15 protein-coding genes are annotated in these 23,096 nt (G+C 45.5%); all 15 read left to right on the top strand.

Annotated elements, in window-relative coordinates; all coding sequences use genetic code 11:
- Positions 1 to 11 precede the first annotated feature (11 nt).
- The 15 genes from MNQ98_RS27395 (at position 12) to MNQ98_RS27325 (ending at position 23,060) form a co-directional block, all read left to right on the top strand.
- Positions 12 to 830, top strand: a complete 819-nt coding sequence (locus tag MNQ98_RS27395) for a flagellar hook-basal body protein (RefSeq protein WP_241931002.1) — start codon at positions 12 to 14, stop codon at positions 828 to 830.
- 12 nt (positions 831 to 842) lie between these two features.
- Positions 843 to 1,043: a DNA-directed RNA polymerase subunit beta gene (locus tag MNQ98_RS27390; RefSeq protein ID WP_241931001.1), complete on the top strand. Its 201-nt coding sequence runs from the start codon at positions 843 to 845 to the stop codon at positions 1,041 to 1,043.
- Between the two features lie 311 nt (positions 1,044 to 1,354).
- Entirely contained in the window at positions 1,355 to 1,786 is a 432-nt protein-coding gene (gene fabZ / locus MNQ98_RS27385; protein WP_241931000.1) for a 3-hydroxyacyl-ACP dehydratase FabZ, read from the top strand.
- Positions 1,787 to 1,832: 46 nt separating this feature from the next.
- Positions 1,833 to 3,551: a phospho-sugar mutase gene (locus MNQ98_RS27380; protein ID WP_241930999.1), complete on the top strand. Its 1,719-nt coding sequence runs from the start codon at positions 1,833 to 1,835 to the stop codon at positions 3,549 to 3,551.
- A 95-nt stretch (positions 3,552 to 3,646) separates the two neighbouring features.
- Positions 3,647 to 5,662 carry a DUF5693 family protein gene (locus MNQ98_RS27375; RefSeq protein WP_241930998.1) on the top strand — a complete coding sequence of 672 codons (2,016 nt, stop codon included), beginning with the start codon at positions 3,647 to 3,649 and terminating at the stop codon, positions 5,660 to 5,662.
- Positions 5,638 to 6,894: a polysaccharide pyruvyl transferase CsaB gene (gene csaB, locus MNQ98_RS27370; RefSeq protein WP_241930997.1), complete on the top strand. Its 1,257-nt coding sequence runs from the start codon at positions 5,638 to 5,640 to the stop codon at positions 6,892 to 6,894. The genes MNQ98_RS27375 and csaB overlap by 25 nt, the downstream gene beginning before the upstream one ends.
- Position 6,895: 1 nt before the next feature.
- Positions 6,896 to 7,657 carry a WecB/TagA/CpsF family glycosyltransferase gene (locus MNQ98_RS27365; protein WP_241930996.1) on the top strand — a complete coding sequence of 254 codons (762 nt, stop codon included), beginning with the start codon at positions 6,896 to 6,898 and terminating at the stop codon, positions 7,655 to 7,657.
- Positions 7,658 to 7,771: 114 nt separating this feature from the next.
- Entirely contained in the window at positions 7,772 to 8,896 is a 1,125-nt protein-coding gene (locus MNQ98_RS27360; RefSeq protein ID WP_241930995.1) for a glycosyltransferase family 4 protein, read from the top strand.
- Between the two features lie 196 nt (positions 8,897 to 9,092).
- Positions 9,093 to 12,968, top strand: coding sequence for an S-layer homology domain-containing protein (locus tag MNQ98_RS27355; protein WP_241930994.1), 3,876 nt, complete (start codon positions 9,093 to 9,095; stop codon positions 12,966 to 12,968).
- A 151-nt stretch (positions 12,969 to 13,119) separates the two neighbouring features.
- Complete coding sequence (locus MNQ98_RS27350) at positions 13,120 to 13,464, top strand: hypothetical protein (RefSeq protein ID WP_208917475.1); 345 nt, start codon at positions 13,120 to 13,122, stop codon at positions 13,462 to 13,464.
- A gap of 379 nt (positions 13,465 to 13,843) precedes the next feature.
- Positions 13,844 to 17,467 carry an S-layer homology domain-containing protein gene (locus MNQ98_RS27345; RefSeq protein ID WP_241930993.1) on the top strand — a complete coding sequence of 1,208 codons (3,624 nt, stop codon included), beginning with the start codon at positions 13,844 to 13,846 and terminating at the stop codon, positions 17,465 to 17,467.
- Positions 17,468 to 17,688: 221 nt separating this feature from the next.
- Entirely contained in the window at positions 17,689 to 18,201 is a 513-nt protein-coding gene (locus MNQ98_RS27340; protein WP_241930992.1) for a hypothetical protein, read from the top strand.
- Positions 18,202 to 18,305: 104 nt separating this feature from the next.
- A complete protein-coding gene (locus MNQ98_RS27335; protein WP_241930991.1) occupies positions 18,306 to 18,596 on the top strand; it encodes an alpha/beta-type small acid-soluble spore protein in 291 nt (96 codons plus the stop codon).
- 238 nt (positions 18,597 to 18,834) lie between these two features.
- Positions 18,835 to 20,037 (top strand): methionine adenosyltransferase, encoded by a 1,203-nt coding sequence (gene metK, locus MNQ98_RS27330; protein ID WP_241930990.1) that lies wholly within the window; start codon positions 18,835 to 18,837, stop codon positions 20,035 to 20,037.
- 323 nt (positions 20,038 to 20,360) lie between these two features.
- A complete protein-coding gene (locus MNQ98_RS27325; RefSeq protein ID WP_241930989.1) occupies positions 20,361 to 23,060 on the top strand; it encodes a stalk domain-containing protein in 2,700 nt (899 codons plus the stop codon).
- Positions 23,061 to 23,096: the final 36 nt, after the last annotated feature.

Genomic DNA, 23,096 nt, shown 5'->3' with positions numbered 1-23,096 from the left:
GAGGTTAACGTATGAATAACTCCATGATTAGTGCCATGGTGTCCATGAACGCGATTCAACAGCGGCTGGATGTGATTGCTGATAATATCGCGAATGTAGATACAGTTGGTTATAAGAGCAAGGATTCATCTTTTGAAGATGTGCTGACTCAGGTGCAGGGACATCATAAAGATTTCACTTTGGATGGAAGAGCTACACCTCCGGGATTCAACATGGGTTTTGGTATGAGACTCGCGTCGATCGTTGAGAGTTTGGAGCCAGGTTCCCATAAGGAAACGGGGGACCCGCTCGATCTTGCGATTGAGGGTAAAGCGATGTTTGCTGTGGAAGGTAACGGCGGTGTCGCGTATACCCGTGAAGGCGGTTTTCATGTATCGCCTGACCCGCAAAATCCGGGCTTCGTGAATCTGGTAAACAACCAGGGCTATAAGGTTCTGAACCAAGATAACAACCCGATCCTCATTCCCGAGAACGGTAAAGTTGCTGTAGATGCAGCAGGACAGGTTCTGGTCGAAACCCCTGCAGGGAGGTCTGTTACCGGAGTACTGAAACTCGCCGAGCTGCAGCGTCCGGAAGGACTGGTACAGATGGATGGGAACCTGTATATGCTTGCCGCCGGCTTGACGGAGGCGGAGGTGTTCGAACAGGCAGCGGCTAATGGTCAGCCACCGAAATCAGAAGTTCGATCCGGCTTTTTGGAGCAGTCCAACGTAAATTATTCGGAAGAAATGACGAAAATGATGGAAGTCCAGCGTGCATATCAGCTGGCTGCACGTGCGCTGAGCTCCAGCGACACCATGATGAACCTTGCCAACACTATGCGAGGATAGGTGGTATGAAGCGTGAGTGAAGCTAGTGAACCAGTACGGCGTAAGACATCTGGATGGAAAATTGCGCTCAGAATTATGGTTCCGATCTTTCTTCTGCTGGCGCTGGCCGGTGGAATGGTTTTCGGTTATGTCATTTTAGGCAAACAGGATATCGGTGAAGCCTTCAAGTGGAGTACTTGGAAACATGTTTTTGATTTGGTTTTTGCTCCTTAATCGGAGCGAGGATTTGACAACGAATAACGAATTGAAACTCCCTTAGGGAGTTTTCTTTTTTTTCAGTATAACGGTATAATGGGATGGACTATTTCATCAATAGCTTAAAAAGGGCCTCCTCCCAGGTAGATACCTGTAGAGAAAGCCCCTTATCTCAACCTTCACGTCTGCAGTGGTGAAGGATATCCTTAGTTTTTTCCGTAAACGCCTTGTTTTATGCATGATTTGGCATGAAGCAGGCCTCTGTAGAACGATTTACATCTTTCCCAGGGAGTGCTTGGCGGGTACGTACATAAGAAAGGAGTTTTTTTGTGCTGAACATTGGACAAATTCAAGAGATTATTCCTCATCGCCCACCGTTCCTGCTCGTGGACAAAATTGTGGAGATCGAGAACGGCAAGTTTGCCGTGGGAATCAAGAACGTTACGATCAACGAGCCTTTTTTTGTTGGTCATTTTCCGGAATACGCTGTGATGCCTGGTGTACTGATCGTTGAAGCTCTTGCTCAGGTAGGGGCTGTGGCTATGCTTAGCGTAGAAAGCAACCGTGGTAAGCTCGGTTTCCTCGCAGGCGTCGATGGGTTCCGTTTTCGTGGGCAGGTTGTGCCGGGAGACACACTGCGCCTTGAAGTGGAAATCACCCGTCTCAAAGGTATGATCGGCAAAGGAAAGGCGACTGCTACCGTAGATGGCCGCATCGTAGCCGAAGGCGAGATTATGTTCGCTCTACAAGACAAAGCGTAAGTGAAACTCCGCTAACAATTTTCTTTGGATAAGGAAGGGATGAATCATGGCTGAAATGAGTCAGAGAACAAAGGATACCGTTCAGCGCTGGCTAAACGATCCATATGTGGACGAAGAGACAAAACAGGAGCTACGCACCTTTGAAAATGATCCCCAGGAGCTGGAAGAACGTTTTTATCGTGATTTGGAGTTTGGTACCGGAGGTCTTCGTGGCATTATCGGCGCGGGCAGCAACCGGATCAATAAATATACGGTGGGCCGTGCTACTCAAGGATTAGCTCGATATATCCTGGAGGTTCATGGTGCAGAGGAAGGCAAGCCTTCGGTTGTTATTGCCCATGACTCTCGTCACTTCTCTCCGGAGTTTGCACTCGAAGCAGCATTGGTGCTTGCTGGTAACGGAATAGTTGCGAAGCTGTATCCGTCACTACGTTCCACTCCGCAGCTGTCGTTCAGCGTTCGTCATCTGGGTGCGACCGGTGGTATTGTCATCACGGCAAGTCATAACCCGCCAGAGTACAATGGTTATAAGGTGTATAATTCTGAGGGAGGCCAATTGGTACCCCATGAGGCAGAGGTAGTTATTTCTCATATACAGGAAGTAGATTCTTTTGCTGCGGTGAAGAAGATGACCCGGGAGCAAGCGGAGGCAGAGGGGCTGTTGGTGTGGCTCGGAGACGAGGAGGACCAAGCTTTTATCGATACGGTAGCAGACATTAGTGTGAACCGTGACGCGATCTCCTCCACACTAGGTCAGGATATCAAGATTGTTTATACCCCGCTGCATGGTGCAGGGAACATGCCGGTCCGCAAGGTGCTGGAGCGCGTTGGCTTTAAGAATGTGTTTGTTGTTCCAGAGCAGGAACAGCCGGACGCTGATTTTTCAACTGTGAAGTCGCCGAATCCTGAGGAACGCGAAGCGTTCACCATGGCGATGAAGCTTGGTGAGGAAGTCGGAGCGGATATCCTGATCGGAACAGATCCGGATGCCGACCGTATGGGCGCTGTTGTGAAGAACAGCCAAGGTGAATACGTGGTATTGACCGGAAATCAGTCCGGTGCGATTATGATCCACTATCTGCTGAGTCAGCTGAAGGAAGCAGGCAAGCTGCCGGATAATGCAGCCGTTGTCAAGACGATTGTAACAAGCGAGATGGGGGCAACGATTGCCCAGTTTTACGGAGCAACCGTGCTGAATACTCTGACGGGCTTCAAATATATCGGTGAAAAGATGACTCAGTTCCAAAAGAACGGTCAGCATACATTTTTGTTTGGATATGAGGAAAGCTACGGTTATCTGGCAGGCACTTATGCACGCGATAAGGACGCGGTTCTTGCCTCTATGTTAATCTGTGAGGCTGCTGCTTATTACAAAGGGCAAGGCAAGACGCTCTATAATGTGATGGAAGAGCTGTATGATCAGTTCGGATACTTCTTGGAGAACCTGGAATCCCGCACACTGAAAGGTAAGAACGGGATTGCTCAGATTCAGGGCATTATGAGTGATTGGCGGAGTGCTCCTCCAGAGCAAGTAGGCGGTGTTGCGATTGAGACCGTGCTAGATTATGCGGAAGGCTTAAACGGTCTGCCGAAGGAGAACGTGCTTAAATACATGCTTGCAGACGGTTCGTGGTTCTGCCTGCGTCCATCCGGAACGGAACCGAAGATTAAAGTGTATTTTGCGGTCCGGGGCCAATCTCTTGAAGATGCACAGCAAAAAATGCAAAACCTCTCAGGCCAAGTGATGGCTAGAGTGGATGCTTAATGAATAAATAATAGAGATTTAAACGACCGGGATTCTTTCGCACTTGAATGTTCAGAGGCGGAAGAATCCCGTAAGTTCAATGAGGAGGAACTTTCGTGTATCAGAAATGGAAACGCTGGAATACGGCAGCCCGCAAGTGGCTGTGGATTCTGGTTGTTCTGGGCGTTGCGGCCGCCCTGCCTGTAGGCTATGACCGCTTACAAACGGAATCGACATCCAAAAATGTCGAGTTTGTGTTTGATTATCGTGACTTGGTAGATATCTCCGTATACCGGACGCGTCCGCAGGATTATATAGCAGAGCAGCTAGATCGGTTGAAGCAGGCCGGTGTCGGCAGCATGGCTTTATTTGAAAGTACGCTAGATGAGTTCGTTAAGTCACGGCGGATCACGCTATACGACGGGCAGCAAGTGGCCGATCTGACAGGAAAGGTCATCTCCCCTAACGAGAATTATACGTACGTTGCCTTTAACAATGAGGATAGCGTAACCCATATCAAACCTTTGATTGAAGAGACATTTACGAGACTGGGCATTTCGGTTCGTCCATGGACCTACAACGATGCTGAGGGGTTGATTCTGGAGACCCCTAGATCGAATGCTGTGCTGAAGCCGATGTCTCCAGACCCGATTACGTTGAAAATGCTTCGGGATAAAGGCTTTGCCATTGTGCCGCGTTTGTCGGACAGCACACCGTATGATCAAGCGTATATGGAGAAACTCATGGCCTATTTTGCCGATAATGGGGTTAAACGTATCCTGTTCGACGGCGAATCGGTTAAAGGCTTTAGCGACGATGAGGAAATGGAAAGTCTGAAAGCCTTTGGAGAGCTGCTGAACAAGCATAACATCGGGCTTACGGCGATCGAAAATATTAAGAAACCACAAAAAGGCTTCACTACACTTGCCTATCAAACAGATTATAACGTAGCACGTCTATACTCCCTCAGCGAGAGAGATGCAACGCTGGAAGTGGAAGTCATTAGTGACCGCTTTGTTTTGGCATCCAAAGACCGGAACATTCGGATGTTTTACTTGAACGCTGAACCGCTCAGAGATACAACAACAGCTTCGATTACGGATCCGATGGATAACCTGATTGAGAGCTTGACGGAACCAGGCAATGCGATTAAGGATATTCAGGAGAACGGCTTTACTATCGGACAAGCTGAGGCGTTCCAGGTAGCTGATTCCTCCATGCAGCGTTACTTCAAAGCTGTGGCTGTAGTTGGTGCTATCGCGCTAATTTCACTAATGATCTCTTATTTTATTCCTTTCTTGGCTATTCCGGCTTTTGTTATCGGATTAATCGGAAGTGCGGGTCTTTACGTGTTAAGACCAGAAATGATGGAACAGGCCTTGGCTTTGGCAACATCGATCAGCGGACCTACGGTTGCCATGATACTCGCAATAAGAAAAGTAAACAGCAACCAATCTTTGCCGGATATGAGTGTTGGAAGACGAGTGACACATGCGATTGTGCTGTTCTTCAAGACAACTATTCTTTCACTTGCAGCCGTGCCGCTCGTAATCGCGCTGCTTAACAATGTAACTTACATGCTGGTGTTGGATCAGTTCCGCGGGGTTAACCTGCTGGCTTTGGCTCCGATGGCATTAACGGCTGTGTATGTGCTGCTGTATCGCGGCGGAAACGCAACCCGAGGTGGTGTGATAAAGCTGCTCAAGACGCCAATCACACTATTATGGGTTATCGCTTCTGGTGTTTTAGGTGTTATTGGAATGTACTATTTGAGCCGTACAGGTAACGCGGGATCTGTATCTTCGATTGAAATGGCATTCCGTTCATTCCTTGAGAACACAATCGGTGTCCGTCCGCGGAATAAAGAATTCCTGCTGGCTCACCCGATCATGCTGCTCGGTCTGTTCTTGTCCTTTAAATACCGTCATGCGGCCTATCTGCTCATTGTCGGCGCTATGGGTCAATTGTCTATCGTAGGAACGTTCACACATATTCATTCACCGATTTACATTTCGACGGTTCGGGGCCTACTCGGTCTTGTGCTCGGATTAATTATTGGTCTGATTGCTATCTATGTATGGCAAATCGCGGAAAGGATCTGGAAAAGATGGTCTCCACTTCTAAGACAATAGTCATTTCCGGGTATTACGGATTTAAGAACAGTGGCGATGAAGCGGTGCTAAAGTCTATCCTGACGGCCTTAGAAGAACAGGGAAAGGCGGCAGGTATCATGATCGAGCCTGTCGTGCTGTCCATCGACCCTGAATGGACCTCCAAGATGTACGGTGTACGTTCAGTGCACCGAATGCAGCTGGGCGAAGTTAGACGGGCGATTAAGGAAAGTGATGGATTAATTAGCGGAGGCGGCAGTCTGCTGCAGGATGCGACAAGCCCGAAGACGATTCCGTATTATCTTGCCATTATTAAAATGGCACAGTGGCTGCGGAAGCCAACCTTTGTATACGCACAAGGCGTTGGTCCTGTAAACCGCAAGATTTTTAATCCGATGATTCGATCCGTATTCCGGAAATGTTCTTATATATCGGTTAGGGATGTTCAATCAGGCGAGCTTCTCCAATCGATGGGAATTCGTGCTGAAGACATCCACGTTGTACCTGATCCTGTCATGGGCCTGCCGCTGCCTGAGAATACAATCTCGATGGATCTAGAAACCCGAATGACCGAAGAGACCGGGGAGTTCATCAGAAATGCGGCTTCGGAAGAAGTGGAGAAAGATGTTGGTTCTCATTCTGAGGATAGCGAAGCTGAGACAGAAGCTGCAGATGAAGCGATTAAAGAACACAATGGCGAGCTTCCGGTTATCGGAATCTCAGTTCGCTTCTGGGATCCGGAACGCCGGGAGCTGAACGCAATAGCTGATGGCCTGAAGGAACTGATGAGAAAACGACCTGTGCATCTTCGGTTCCTTCCGTTTCATAAGCCGGATGATGAAGAAGCTTCCCAGTATATTACCGACAGGATGGGTGATATTACATCATACGGCGGAGTAATAAGTTTCTACCGGGAAGAGCAGCAACCTCAGGACATGCTTCGTGAGGTAAGCCGTTGTCAGTTGATTCTAGGCATGCGTCTGCATAGCCTAATCTATGCAGCTAACCAGAGAGTACCGCTCATTGGAATATCGTATGATCCGAAGATCGATCATTTTCTGAATAGACTCCATAGTGCAGCTATAGGGAGCAGTGATTCTCTTGTTCCCGCGGATCTTACTCGGCACATGACAACACTTCTGGATGGCCTGAAGGCGTGGAAAGAAGAACATGAAGCTCAGATTGCACAGCTCAAGCTGGAAGCTCAGCTTCCTTCCCGGCATATTGTTGAATATCTAGGTAACAGAAGGTGATATGGTGAAGCAGACAACTACGATTCCGAGCGTTTCAATTTTCGGTATACCTTTTTCCAAGCTGAATATGAATGATACGGTAAAATACTTGACGGAAGCGGTCATTTCCGGCCGTCCACATCAGGTGATTACTGCTAATCCGATTATGGTGATGGCTGCATTGGATGATCCGGAATATAAGAAAATGATGCAAAACGCTGATTTGATTGTTCCTGACGGTTCCGGTATTGTGTGGGCAGCGGGGGTAGGCGGTGATCCGCTTACGGAACGTGTTACCGGATTTGACATGTTACATGAATTGATGAAAGTCGGAGAAAACTATAGATGGAAGTTCTACTTGCTTGGAACAACGCCTGAAGTGATTCAGGAAGCAGCTGAGCGGTTACAAATGCAATATCCGGCAGCTATTATTGCCGGATATCGTGATGGTTTTTTTGGACCGGAACAAGATGATGAGGTCATTGAAGGTATAAGAGCGGTATCTCCTGATTTACTGTTTGTTGCTCGTGGGGCTGACACACAGGAGCCATGGATTGCCCGTTACAAGGAACGTCTCGGTGTACCTATCATGATGGGTGTTGGCGGCAGTTTTGATATTATTTCGGGTAAGTCCAAGCGGGCCCCTAAGGTATTCCAAAAGCTGCGGCTGGAATGGTTTTATCGTTTACTGAAGGAACCAACCCGGTTCAAAAGAATGCTTGCGCTCCCGAAATTCGCAGTTAAAGTGCTGCGCGAGAAAGAAAAAGTCACTAAAACTAGCTAATTAACTCAATTTTGTGAGGAAAATCCGGGAAATCGCCGGAAATTGGCATTGGTTTTCGGTTGCGAAGGGAGTATAATTCAACACGGTAGACAATATTGGGGGTTGAATGATTACATGGTAACGATATACATCATCGGGTTTGTCGTGTCTTTAGTACTCGCTCTGTTCTTGACACCGCTCGTGAAGAAATTCGCGATAAAGGTTGGCGCTGTGGACGTTCCTGATGCCCGGAAAGTGCATACACGAATCATGCCCCGGCTGGGCGGATTAGGAATATATCTAGCTTTTGTCCTTGGATTGATCGCCGTGCTCCCTTTTATTCCGGAAAGTCTGTCCGTGCGTGATGCGAATTTTTTGAAGGCATTTCTGATTGGCGGATCCATGATCGTGCTGATCGGAGCATTGGATGACCGTTTTCAGCTGTCAGCAAAAGTAAAGTTTTTGGCTCAGATTGTTGCAGCGTGTGTCGTCGTATTTGGATTTAATATTACTGTTGATTTTGTTAATATACCTTTTCAGGACAGTTATTCGATGCTGGAAAGCTGGATATCTATCCCGCTTACGATTTTTTGGATTGTCGGTGTAACGAACGCTATTAACCTGATTGACGGACTGGATGGTCTGGCAGCCGGCGTCTCCGCTATTGCCATCGGCACCATTCTGGTCATGTCCTTCTTGATGGGCAACACGACAGTAGCCATGATCTGTCTGCTCTTGCTCGGTGCAATTATTGGATTTCTATTCTTTAACTTCCATCCGGCCAAGATCTTTATGGGAGATGCAGGCTCGTTGTTTCTTGGTTTCAGTCTAGCCATGCTGTCCCTGCTTGGTTTTAAGCAGATCGCGATTGTCTCCTTCATTACGCCGCTGATCATTATCGGTGTGCCTTTGTCGGATACTTTCTTTGCGATCATTCGCCGGAAGATTCAGAAGAAGCCGATCTTTGCTCCAGATAAAGGGCATTTGCATCACTGCCTGCGCGAACTTGGCTTTAGCCATCGTCAGACCGTGTTAGTTATTTATGGGATCTCTGGATTCTTTGGTGTGCTGGCTGTTATTCAGTCCTCGGCGGCCATGCATGAAGCGAACTGGGTCACTTTTGTAGTTATCTGTATTATGATGTTCTTTATGCAGATCGGTGCCGAGGTTATCGGATTGGTTGGCAAGACCAAGCGCCCGTTGCTCGGATTGATTAACCGGTTGCGTGTGAAGACGAACGCGGAGTCCCGGACGAAATAATAAGCGCTACAGCCTGACGATTTACTATTTATAGAGATGTTTCCTGTTATCGTAAAATCATTTCATATACTTGCACAAAATGTGTACAAGCAGCCTCACCCAAAAAGGGTGAGGCTTTTTTGTGATTTTTTCTAAAATATGGCGTGATAGGTGCCGATATAAGACTTATCTGACTTTACAGAGGAGAGATGATTTAATGCAGCGTACGAAGAAGCCGATTATTTGGCTGATGATGGTGGCTCTGGTTGTATCGTTAATACCGGCAGGGCTTACACCAGTCGCATCGGCGGCAGATAAGCCGACTAGTTATTTCACTCCGGATATTTCCGAACTGCGAAATACGGTTGATTTGACATTGACGACTGGGCCCAATCAGATAGCCAGAGATAATGTATACAAAGTAACAGAATCACAGCAGACCATTACTGGAACGTACAGAATGGTTACCGATTCCACACTGGGAGCTAACGTCCAACTGCTGAACTGGGATCAAAACGCCAAACGGTGGGTTGAAGATCCGGCCCGTATCGCACCGGCAGTCGTTACACTCGACACAGAAAGACCGGATCAACGTTTCAAAGCAAACGTTACCCTCTATCCGGGCATGAATAGAATTACATTTACGGGTCAGCAAGGACAAGTTGAACGTTCTGAGACGTTTTATGTTCTGTTTGATCAAGTCCCTTACGTGGAGAAGCTCCAGGTACTCGGGGGTTCGGATAATCTGGATTTGAATGAAGGTGCTCAGATTGTAGTGAACCGGCAAGAGATTACCCTGCAGGGTAAAGCCATGAACACTACAAAGGTGACAGTATCAATCAATGGCGGTCAGGCGTTGTCAACATCGTTGCTGCAGGACGGCAGCTTCTTCTCGCCACAGCTTAAACTGAACCCGGGTGTGAACAATCTTAAGCTGGTCGCGCAGAATGGTTCAGACTCACTCACATTTAACTACTCTTTATTCTATTTTGATGAGAAGAATCCGGTCGTGAAGCTCGACCTGGTGGACTCAAGCGGCAATGCTCAAAGTATGCTTGGCGTACAGCCGATCTTCACCGAGGATAGAGAGAGCGCGAAGGTTCATGTGCAGATGTTGATTCCTCAGGATGAAGCAAACAAAACGAAGTTTAGTGAAAGCGCCGAGATTCTGGTCAACGACACCAAGGTGACACCTGTGTTCACGGAAGAGACCTTTATTCCGAACGTTAAGGATAATACACCTTCATATTGGCTGGTATCTTTTGACATTAATGATCTGGCTTTTAAAAAGGATGCGAGCGGCGCGGTTCTGGTTGATCAGAATCATACCTTATCCGTAACCTTCGGCACCAAGACGGTCAACAAACGGATGGACTTTCAATTTATGAGAGGGCAGACAGTCATTACCGACCTGAAATATCTCAAAGGATATGAAGGCGGCAACATCGACAACCTCCCGTCAGGCGAGCCGCTGAACGGAGCGAAGGTGAACTCAGGGGATTTCTACATCTTGGTTACCACGAACGGCAGACCGGATCCGCTGACCGGTTTGACGGCTAACTATCTTCCGCTTGGAACAAGCCCAATCAGAATAGAATATGTTGCGTCCAAATCCGATACGAGTCATGTCTACAAAGTCGTTGGGTTGAAGAACGGTAACCAGACGGTACGTTTTAGCTATAACGGTTCGACCGCGTACAAGGACGCTACCATTTCCTTTGCATCCAAGAACTATATTTATGTTGAAAATCTAATCGATGGACAGACGTATACGCTCGATTCGGGAAGTGGCAATACACTGGCAGTCAAGGGTCAGTATATTGACTTTGAAGATACGATCAGCAGTAGCTACTTTCTCGCTGAAGTTTTCGTTAACGGTAAAAAAGAAAAGTCAACAAACACTTCCGAGAATCTCGATCCTTCGTGGCTGAACACGGCCACCGGTGCATTCCATATCAATCTGAACATTTCGATGACTGACGGGCCGTTGGTATTCGGAGAGAACAAGATTATTCTGACCGGAACAGGAAAGGACGAGAAGGGTCAAGCCCGGGAGATCCGGAAGGAGTTGCGGATCTATATTGTGGATAACAATGTATCCACGGTTAAGAACTTTCAGCCGGCATTGGGCAAAGACCGCCCAAGCTTTCCGCCAAGAGAGTTCAGTTCGGATGATCCGCAGTTGAAACAAATCTTTAATTTAACACCTGAGTTTATTTACAACGACAACAAGTATACAACAAGCCTGAATACTTACGACCTGGTTCTGCGAGGTAGTGGAGCCGTCAAGATGAATCTGAACATAGGCACCAAGAATATCCTGTCTGTCGATCTACCTGTGACCTCAACGCAGAATGAAACGGTTACTTTTGCAGGGGATCGGTATTCGTATGATTTCGCAGGGAACCAGAACGACTTCATTATGCGGGTTCAGGATCTCACTGCGAATGCACCGGGTACCCATGTGTACACTCTGGAATTAATAAATGAGACCGGAGCCAAGACAACCCAACGATTGGAATTGGTTCGTGAGGTAAGTGCATATCGAATTCTTTCTCCTCAACCAACAGTAGGTAAGCAAATCGTAGTTAATAAGAACTTTGTTCGCTTTGATATTGAAGCAGAGGGAGCAACAGAGGTACTCATAGGCAAGGATCCGGCCGTGAAACGTACGGATCTAGGGAAGGATCGCTTTGTGTTCGATTATGTTGGACTGAAACAGGATAAATCCAACAAGATTAAAATTACCATCAATCGGGCAGGTACAAAAGTTACGGACACCATCGAAGTATTTTATACAGGAACCGTAGGTGTGGATGCACAATTTATGGCTCCAAAAGTAGCGACAAAGTATACCGTCTTTAATAAGGAACTGCAGCTTAGCTTTCCTAAAGGAACGGTAATGCAGAGCACGGATACAAGAGGAATTGCAAAGTACTACCCGGATACCAAGCTTCTGTTTGGTATTGCAGAGCCGATAACCGGAATTGTTGAACGCCGGAATGATTACGGCAACGTCATCGGGTTTCCTGGAACAGGAGAAAACAGCGGCATTCCGTCGTGGAGCATACCGGATGAATACTTACTGAACTTTGGCTCGATAGCTCAATCGAGTAACTTTAGTCGAGTCTCGCAGGTATACTGGATTAGCGGCGGACTGGGAGAAGCTGGTGATATGGGTTCAGCCAACTATACGCCTAGAACGAATGGGCTAGCGCCTTATTCGGTGGAAGGATTGTTCGGTGATCCGCAGACTCCTGGAGAGCGGAAGATTACTCCGTCGAAACGCGGAACCTTAACCTTGTCTTTTAACCCTAATGTGGTAGATGCAGCTGGTACAACGATAACCGTATATCGCTATACGTCAACACGCGAATGGGTAAACATAGGCGGGGAAGTGGACATGCGAAGTCATACGATAACCGTTCCGTTTGACGAATTCGGTTATTATAAAGTAATGAAGTTAAGTCGCGGATATAATGATATAACGAATCATAACTGGGCACGCAATATTTTAAATGGTTTGTATTCTAAAGGGTTTATGAACAATTTACGTTTTGAACAATTCGGTACAGACGATCATACGACTAGAGGGGAATTTGCAACGCTGCTCGTTAAAGGATTGAGTTTGCCAATTAACTCTGACAATAATCGTACGTTTGTGGATCTTGTGCCGGGTGCGCGTTCCGCAACATGGGATTACGACAGCATCGAAACAGCAGCAAGAGCAGGAATTGTGACAGGTCTGACGGATGGAGTATTTGGTCCGGATCAGCCGCTGACACGTGAACAAGCCGCAGTAATGATTGCCCGTGCTCTGAAGCTGAAATTAGCTAACAACGATGCTAAGCTTGATGCTTCATTGGCCAAAGCCTTTGTGGATTCCGGGAAAATCGATAAATATGCCCGTCCTGCCGTTATGGCTGTGTCCAAAGCCAAGATCATGGAGGGCTCGGCATCCACGCCGCCGGGACAGAAGAAACCGCAGTACAGCTTTAATCCGAAAGGCAACCTGACCCGTGCGGAAGCCGGTAAAATTGCCGTCGAGCTGCTGAAGAAGAGCACTAATGTTTTCCCTAAAAACCTGAGTTAACACAGATTACACAGCTCTGCCCTATCCGTCAGGATAGGGCAGTCTTTTAATTACAGTAATCCCTTTCCATTTACAATTCTTTGTAATTTGATGTAGAATACGATACAATAACGAAAGTACATACTATTTTTTAGAGGGTGAAGACGAATTTATGAAGCCGATTTTATCGAAAGCGCAACTGGACTATATGAAGGCTAAGACTCAGTTTGAAGATAAAGCCAAGGTCATGGAGAAGAAGATTGAGCTTGCCCGCGGTGTCCATGATGAGATTACTCAAGAAATCATGGAAGGTCTGGTTTTGGAAACGGGCTTTCACGATGCGTTCAATGAACTGACGTTGGCAGAGAATGCGTTAATTCAATGGTCCCACGTTACGATTAAACATGAGAAAACTTACCGTGACAATAAAGTTGAGATCGAATTGATGTACGATAAGCTGAATGATGATCCTCAAATGCGTGCCCGGGTTATCCAGCTCGCTATGAAAATTCGCTAGAATATGACACAGACGCCGAAAGGCGTCTTTTTTTGTTCTTATGCCACGAATTGACGTTGTTACGCTCAATTTGAGCCCTTTATATAAACTTTTTTAAAAAAATTTAAAAAAACTTGGAAACATCCGCAACTTTTTCCGCTGGCAAACGTTTAAGATGTAGAACCCAATGAGAAACCAATAAGTACCGAATGAAGAAACTTGTCTATAAATTAGAAAAATGTTCTTTACGGTTCTAGGTACTCATTGTATAATACCTAGGTAGGATTATAGGAATCTACTCTAGTTTGCAATGTTCTATTGTTAACCGGTTTCTGTGATACCCGTCACAGACATCATTTATATGATTTCTGCTCAACTCGGGAAAGGAGGTGTACGGCTAATGAGTAACACGAGCTATCAATTTAAAGAAAATAATCAAGAGATGATTCAAGGAGGAGAAAAAAAGGTTATGAAGAAAATTTTATCCGTAGCACTGTCTACAGCAATGGCATTCTCCATGTTTGCTTCTGTTGCATTCGGTGACTCTGCAAAACTTACATCCCAAGAAAAGTTTGACGTTTTGAAAGAAGCTAAGATCATGACTGGTTATGCAGATGGTTCTGCTGGCCTTGATAAAGACATGAATCGCGCTGAGTTCGCGAAAGTGGTTGCCAACTTGATGGGCCTTGAGCCAATCAAAGGCCAAGTGTCTTTTAAAGACAAAGGCTATACAGAAAAGTACTGGGCTACACCTTACATCGAAGCAGTTTACGCTGCAGGTCTAATGGAAGGTAAGAACCAAACTAAGAAAATCTTTGACTACACTGGTAAAGTGACAGTTCAAGAAATGTCTGCGGTATTGGTTCGTGCACTGAAACTTGAAGTGCCAGCTAACCCTAACAATAACGCATCCGACTGGGCTAAAGGTTATGTTCAAGCAGCAATCGATGCAAAAATCATCGAAGCTAGCGTGAACCCTAAAGCTAACGCTACAAGAGCACAATTGGTTGACACTGCTTACGAAATTCACATTCAACAGCAGAAACCAAAAGTAGTTTCTTACGAAGTTAAAGAGAGCGGTAAAGTAGTTGAGTTCAAACTTGCTAACAACGAACTTGTTAAAGTAGAACTTGAAACTGCACTGAAAGCTAACACTGCGACTGAAGTGAAGTTCCAATATAACAACTACGATTACACTGAAAGTGTAACTTGGGTTGTAACTTCTGCAACTAAAGTTGAATCCGCAACTTCCAGCAACCTGAAAGAAGTTGAAGTAGTATTTGACGGTAAAGTAGATAAAGCATCTGCTACTGACAAAAACAACTACACAGTGGATTCTAATTCGAAAAAAATTAAGTCTGTAACTCTGTTGGAAGATGGAAAAACAGTTCGCATCTTGTTGAATTCAACTTCAGCTGGAATCTTCACTCAAGGTACAACTTACAAAGTTGTTGTGAAGAATGTAAAAGGTGAAAATGGTTCTGTATTGCCACAAGGTGAAGTTTCCTTCGCATCTTCCGATAATACACTGCCTACAGTAACAGAAGTGAAAGCTCTGGGCACTAAAGTTATCAAAGTAACTTTCTCTGAGCCAATCAAAACTCCAACAAGCAGCAACTTCCAATTGGATGAAAAAGCTTATGTTGGTAATGTAACTCTGGGTGCGAATGAAAGAGAAGTAATCCTGCGTGACTACACAGGAACTATCTCTGAAGGTGCTCATAAATTGACAACTTCTTTGGTTGAAGATTTTGCTGGTTTGAAATCTTTGGCAGCAACTACTGAATTCTCAGCAAAAGTTGATACTGAAGGCCCTAAAGTAACTGAAATTACTGCTACTTTGGAAAAAGTAACTGTAACTTTTGATGAAGAAATCGATCCGACTTCTGTAACTAACGAGAGCTTCTACTGGAAGAATGGCGACAGCAAAAAAACAGGTAAAGCAACTCAAATCGCTGCAAACGTATATGAAGTAGACTTTACTGAAAACCGTCTGCCAGGATACGAAACTAACTTGTTTGTTGAAGTTAAAGACTATTCCGGTAACGCTAATGCTGTTAAAGAACACAAAGTTACTGCAAGTGTTGACTTGGTTCAACCTAAATTGATTGATGCAGCTTACAATACAGAAGTTGCAAACCAATTGACAGTGCGTTTTGATAAAGCAGTTGATGCTGCTGATATCAAATACTACTCTGTTAAAAAAGGTAATGATGTAATTCCTGTTAAAAACGTAACAGTAGCACCTGGATCTGATAACAAAGTGTTCAATGTAGAGTTCTACTCAAATCTTAGTGGTACTTATAACCTCAAAGTTTCTGGTGTTCAAGATAAAACTGCTTTGAAGAACACTATGGTAACGTACGAGGGTACTTTCTTAGCAAGTGATAGTGCAGCACCACAATTGGAAGCGTATGGTGTGGATGTTAACAACTCCACTCGTACAGTTGCACTCACTTTTGATAGAGAAATTGATCTCGCTACATTGAATAACCGTGCTAACTATTACATTGGATTCTTGAAAAACGGTACTTCTCAGAAGCAAAAAATTTCTATTCCGAATGATGTTCAGGTGAACGTAAACAACACTGGTAAATCCGTTGTACTGGTATTCCCTCAATATATTGAAGGAACATCGGTATCGTTCCCAGGATCAGTTGAAGAGATTAACATTGCTGGACTGAAATCCAAAACAGGTCAGGCTACTGGTTGGATTGAAAGCGGTAAGTTGAACGAAGTGTCATTGGCTGCGACTTCTGCGACTCAAAAAGATTCCAGAACAATTGAAGTAGTATTCAATAAAGCTATCGCTAACGCTAATGCTAGTGACTTTACAGTTGCAGGAACAACAGTTTCTACTGCAACTATAAGCGGCAACAAAGTTACATTGAAAACTAATTCTGATGTATCCACTGGCAGCAACATCGCTACTGTAAGCAACAATAGCATTCAGACTTACTCTGGGCACAAAATCGGTGCGGTAAACATTACTTCTGTAGGTCAAGTTGCACCGAAAGTAGATGAAAGTGCACTTCCATCTGATAAAATTCTCAGACTAGTTGATGGTGAAGTAAGCATTCCTTTCACAACAGCATTGGTTGATGGTGTAGATCTTGAAAAGGATATTGCTTCGAACCTTCATGTTAGAAGAGCAGACAAACCTAGTGATAGTGATGCTTTGCATGCAAAAGTCGGTTACGAAACTCGTGTTGAGGGCAATAAAGTTGTAGTTAGATTCCTTGATTCGAACCCTAATAATGTTGCATATCTCATAAATGTAAAAGAAAATGCTACATTTATCCGGAATGCTAATGACCCTACTAAAACTGCAGGTAAATCAGATGTGTACAGAACAACTGGTAATGTAACTACTCCTACAGGTGTTACTACAACTGCAGCAACTACTACTCCTGGTAAAGTGGCAGCTCCAGGCGTAAAACAAGTAATTGAGTTGGCTCTTGCTGGAACTCCTGCTGCAGGTGATTTGAAAGTAACTTTCGCTGATGGAGTTAACCACGAGACAGCAGATGTTGTAGTTGAGGCTACTGATGATATTAATGCTGTAGCAGGTAAAATGGTAACTGCATTAAATACTGCTTTAACTGGGAAGTATACTGCTTCTAATGTTGGATCTGTAATTACTTTTGAAGCAAACACTGCAGCTACTAACAAAGATGTTGCAATCTTCCTGACAGGTGGTTCTGTTTCTGGAACTCCTACTACTATAATCAAAGGTGAGGCAGAAGTACTAGCCACTCCGCAAGTTGCAGAACTTACTGTAACTAACGGTGCTAACCGTGGTGGAAAAAACACCGTGAAATTTACAGATGGAACGGTAACTAAAGAAGTAACAATTGATGTTGTTGAAGGCGACACTAAAGCAATCGTTGCTGGTAAGATCGAAGACGCATTTGTTGGTAAGTTGCCTGGTTACACTGTAACTGTTAGTGCGGAAAAAGTAGTATTTACTGCAAATAATGCAGCTGCTAATAAAGAAATTAGCATCACAACTTCTGCTAACTAATATTGATTCATGAAAGTCTGCCCTTTGGGGCAGACTTTTTTTATTTTTATAACATTCAAAAACAGCGTAATTTTTGCTCCTTCCCAAACGGTTATAATTAATAACAATACCAACAAGTGATAATGGCAGGTGCAAGCAAAAGGGCTTGGTAACAAAAAGAAAAGAAAATGGACGATCTATGGTAGTATTAGAAGTATACTTCCAAAGGAGGAACTACTAACATGAAAACACATTGGAAAGTGTCCCTGGCTGCACTGACGATTGGAGCTGGCGTATGGATCGGGGCAGCATATAGCAACACTGCCATTGGGGCAGGAACAAGCCAGCCTGGCACCACCGACGACCCTGTCGTAACCAAAAGCTATGTAGACCAACAAATTCAGCAAGCCATTAACGGTGGCGGCGGAGGTTCTACGAACCCAACCAATCCGACAAACCCGACTCCACCATCCCAAGGTGCTGATGAAGTCAAGAACGTAACACTGAAACCTGGCAAGATTCTGATTGCCGATGCAGGAACGGAATTCATCGTGCGATCGGGCATTGCTGTTATCTATACAGAAGTTTCCAGTGGCGTTGCCGATCTTACAGACGGTAAGGACCTGTTGAATGGACAAGCTGCTCCTAAGAACCATTTGCTTTCGTTCCCACGTGAAGGTCGGGGCATTCAGGTTAAAGAGGGGCAGCAGAGCAATCTGATTGTCATGGTACGCGGTGGTTACACCATTAAGTAGTCCTACTCAAATTATTGCCAGATGTGACAACGTTTTATACGTGTATGCACGAAAAAAACCACAAATAATATTCCTGTAAACAACATTGCAGGAGGTGCATTGAAATGGCTAATAGCAGACGTAATAATCGACAGGTTGTACCGGAAAGCCGCCATATGTTGAATCAGATGAAATATGAGATTGCTGCAGAATTTGGTTTGAACGTAGGACATGGCAGTAGCTCGTATGGAGCAGATACTGAATTTGGTTCTGAATTGGGGGCTATTGGTGGAAATTCCTCGTCTCACCGTCCTGGTTGGGGTCATATAACGTCTCGTGAAAATGGCTCTGTAGGCGGAGAAATTACGAAGCGTCTGGTTCGACAAGCTGAACAAAGCATGTTCGGTCAGCTGTAGTATTTTTTCACCGAAACCAAGTACTCATTACATGAATATTTCGCCGTTTGTAAGTGTAAAGAAAATTCACGAAAATCCTTGAAAAACAGCTTGGAAACTGGATTGACACCAGGTTTCAAATAAGTTAATATGCATGTTGAGGATTGTACATTCAAACCTTTTCCAATCGGAAAAGGTTCATTTTTTGTGTAGGACCTCTTCTTATACAACATACTAATCCATATGGGAGGTTGATCTCATGTCTGTAACAGGGCGACGTTTATTTACTTCTGAGTCCGTAACTGAAGGACATCCGGATAAAATCTGCGATCAGATTTCCGACGCGGTACTCGACGCTTTTTTGGCCAACGATCCCAATGCACGGGTTGCATGTGAAGTGTCCGTAGCTACAGGTCTGGTGTTGGTCATTGGTGAAATCAGCACGAAATCCGAATATGTGGACATTCCGTCCATCGTTAGAAATACCGTGAAGGAGATCGGGTATACCCGTGCAAAATACGGTTTTGACTACAATACCTGTGCCGTGTTGACATCGCTTAACGAGCAGTCAGCAGATATCGCGCAAGGCGTAAACGCTGCACTGGAGAATCGTGACCCTACCCAAGTGGATCAGGAAACCGAGAACATTGGCGCAGGCGATCAAGGTTTGATGTTCGGTTTTGCTACGAACGAAACTCCAGAATTGATGCCACTTCCAATCGCGTTGTCCCACCGTATTGCACGCCGCTTGTCGGAAGTGCGTAAAGACAGTACGCTGGATTACCTTCGTCCAGATGGTAAAACTCAGGTTACGATTGAATATGATGGTAACAAACCAGTGCGTGTAGATACTATCGTTGTATCGACACAGCATGCAGAAGAAACTACGCTGGAGCAAATCCAGAAAGATATTAAAGAACAAGTTATTCTTCCAGTTGTTCCTGCGGAACTTCTTGATGAAGAAACCAAATATTTCATTAACCCGACAGGCCGTTTCGTAATTGGCGGACCTCAAGGTGATGCCGGTCTAACCGGTCGTAAGATCATCGTTGACACGTATGGCGGCTATGCTCGTCATGGCGGCGGTGCTTTCTCCGGTAAGGATCCGACAAAAGTTGACCGTTCTGCAGCTTACGCGGCTCGCTACGTAGCTAAGAACCTGGTTGCAGCTGGTTTGGCTGATAAGTGTGAAATTCAGCTTGCCTATGCGATTGGTGTAGCTAACCCTGTCTCGATTAGTGTAGATACTTACGGTACAGGTAAAGTAAGCGAAGAGACTCTGGTTGAACTGGTTCGTAACAACTTCGACCTTCGTCCTGCAGGCATTATCCGTATGCTGGACCTTCGCCGTCCGATTTACAAGCAGACTGCAGCCTACGGACACTTCGGGCGTACCGATCTGGAGTTGCCTTGGGAACAAGTGGACAAAGTAGAGGTTTTGAAAGCTCAAGCAGGCATCTAAGTATAAGACGACTCATTCAAACAAGATTCGGGACCTAAGCAATATCCGGATCATGAAGCAACAATTACTAGTAAAACATTTATATAGAAGCTGATATCTGATCTCAGGTATCGGCTTCTTTTTTTGTTTCCGGTAGAGTTATCCAGTAGTTAAAGTTTCAACATGTTGATATTTGCTACAAAACCAAGAATAATCTTGCGAATCTAGTAGATTTTTGGACTTTTTTCGTAACTTTTCCTCTTAAAATCAGTCTATTAATTATAGACTTAAAACGTTCTGCAGTAGAGTTGCTAGGACTAATAGATGGGAGAGTTACAATAATCATGATGCGTAAGGAAGAGTTGAATCCGTCACAAAGAGGTCATTCGGGGAAAAAATGGTTGGTCATTACACTTGCGGGTGTCATCTGGGTTGGTCCGGTACTGGGAAATGGAATTCCGGTGCTGAATGGGCCACTATCTTCTTCGGTAGTAGAAGCAGCGTCATCTTCAGCTAAAAAGTTAAGTGAGGAAATTATTACATCTGGTGCAATTCTTATGAATTACCAATTCACAACAGGCTCACAGAAGTCACTCGCTAATGTCATTCGAGTAGATTTGAAGAACCCTAACGTGAAGCTTGACGTGATGACAGGTAAAGAAGGTTACTTTACGACGAGACAGAGCACAGGCGGGATGGCGAAGGAAAACGGCGCAGTCGCGGCCATCAATGGTGATTTTTTCAATACCGGTGCACAAGGTGCTCCTATGGGAGGACAAGTATCCGGTGGTTTGCTCATGTCAACACCGTCAGTGCTGAAGGGAATGTACGCATTTGCAGTGACTAAAGACGGCACGCCGATGGTGGATGAATTTACGTTCTCTGGCAGCGTTACCGCGGAGAATGGTGAGAAATTCACGCTTGCAGGTATGAACAAATCGGCTTATGTACCGGAAGGAACGTCTTCCACTTTCAGTCATTTGAATGCAGCCTATATATATACAAGTGCGTGGAAAGCAGTAGAGCGTCCGACAAACAGCTCGACCACACCAACCGAAGTCATGGTAAAGGATGGAGTAATTACAGAAATCTCGGATAAAGCCAGCATTCAGAAGTCCATTCCGGAAGGAAGCTTTATTTTGCGGACACATGGCACAGCGGCCAATTTTGTGAAAAATAATCTGGAGGTCGGACAAAGACTTACGGCTGATTATTCATTAGTCTCCAAGAAAACCGGTAAACAGGTAAATCCGGAATCTCTTCAGATCATGATTGGCGGGCATACCATTTTGGTAAATGACGGCAAACCAGCATCGTTCTCGCGGGATGTCAGCAGCATCGGTGGTTATCGTGCGCGTACAGCGGTGGGCTATTCCAAAGATGGCCGATACGCTTATCTGATTGCAACGGAGAAACATAGCGGAAGTGCAGGTATGTCACTCGGCCAGCTGCAGAGTTTCATGACCGAAATCGGCGTATGGAAGGGACTTAACTTGGATGGTGGTGGATCAACAACGATGGTTAACCGTCCATTGGCCGAGATGAACACAACTTTAACGTTTAACACGGAGTATGGTACGGCTCAGCGTAGTATCGTAAATGCGCTCGGTGTGTTCTCCACGGCACCTAAAGGTTCGTTGAAGGGCTTTAAGGTTAGCGGGGACACGACTCTTTTAATCGGGCAGACGGGCTCTTATCAACTGAAAGGCTATGATACGTACTATAACCCGGTTGACATGCAGTCTGTGAATCCGACTTGGAAGTCCAGCAATGGTAACATAAAGGTGAGTGGACAGAACGTTAAAGCAGTGTCATCAGGAACTTCGACGGTAACTGCTGTTAGCGGAAACGCTAAAGCAACCATGCAGGTACAGGTACTTGGTGGAAATGATGTGGCATCCCTGAAGGTCGGTACGGCAGCAGCACCATTAGCAGCAGGAACAACCGTTTCTGTGCCTGTAACAGCCACGCTGAACAACGGAAAGAGCATCGAGGTACCGGATAGCGCGCTCAAGTGGGAATTTATCGGTTTTAATGGTAAAGTAACGGACGGCCGTTTGACCGTTTCATCTGTTAATGCGAATTCGAAAGTAGGATACGCTATCGCCCGTTATGATGGGTTCAGCACCGTTGTTGTCCTCTCAGCAGCAGGGGAAAGTACATGGGAGGATTTTGAAAATGTAAGCTATCCAATTAACTTTACAACGAATGTGTCCGGGGTAACCGGAAACGCATCGGTTGTGAAGGGAAGCGGCACTCATGCAAATTCCAAAGTTTTGAAACTGGATTACGATATGAACGGCGGAATTGGGCAGAAAGTGTACGCCTACGCTGAGTTAAACAACTCTACCGGCAAAACGATCCCGGCAGCGGCGACAGCCATGACGCTTGACGTGGACGGGGATAATAGTCTAAACTGGCTCCGCGCGGAGTTAAAAGACAACAACGGCAAGACCGTATATGTTGACTTGGCCAAAGTAATCGATTGGACCGGCTGGAAAACACTCAGTATTGATCTGAGCGGTTATAACATTGCTTTCCCTGCACAGTTGAAAAGAATGTATGTAGTCAACGTGGAGGAAGGACAGGATGAGCGTGCATTGACCGGTTCGGTATCTTTTGACGATATCCGGTTTACGATGCCTGCCCTTTCGAGTGATGCAGGGTTACCAACGGGTACAGCGGTCATGACAATCGGTCAGAAGTCGTTAACAATGAACGGCAAAAAAGTAGCTATTGATTCGGCTCCAATCCTGAAAAATGGTACAACATACGTTCCGATCAAACACGTGCTGGACGCCTTCGGCGGTCAGGCCAAGTGGAACTCATCAGCTCAGCGTGTAACTGTACTTCGGGGTGGGAAGCTGATGGATCTTACGGTTGGTAAGAAGGATTTTGTCTTAAACGGCAAGCGGATATCGGCGCCGGTTGCACCTATCATCTCTGGCGGTAGGACTTTGGTCCCTCTTCGCCTCGTTTCAGAGCAATTGGGCCTTAATGTAAAATGGGACAAGAACACGAAGACCGTTACGATCAAATCATGATATGGTATGATGTGTGTATGAAACGTTAGAAATGGA

The organism is Paenibacillus sp. N3/727, assembly GCF_022637315.1.
GTDB classification, from domain to species: Bacteria; Bacillota; Bacilli; order Paenibacillales; family Paenibacillaceae; genus Paenibacillus_AQ; species Paenibacillus_AQ uliginis.
This window is presented reverse-complemented; position numbering and strand designations above follow the sequence as displayed.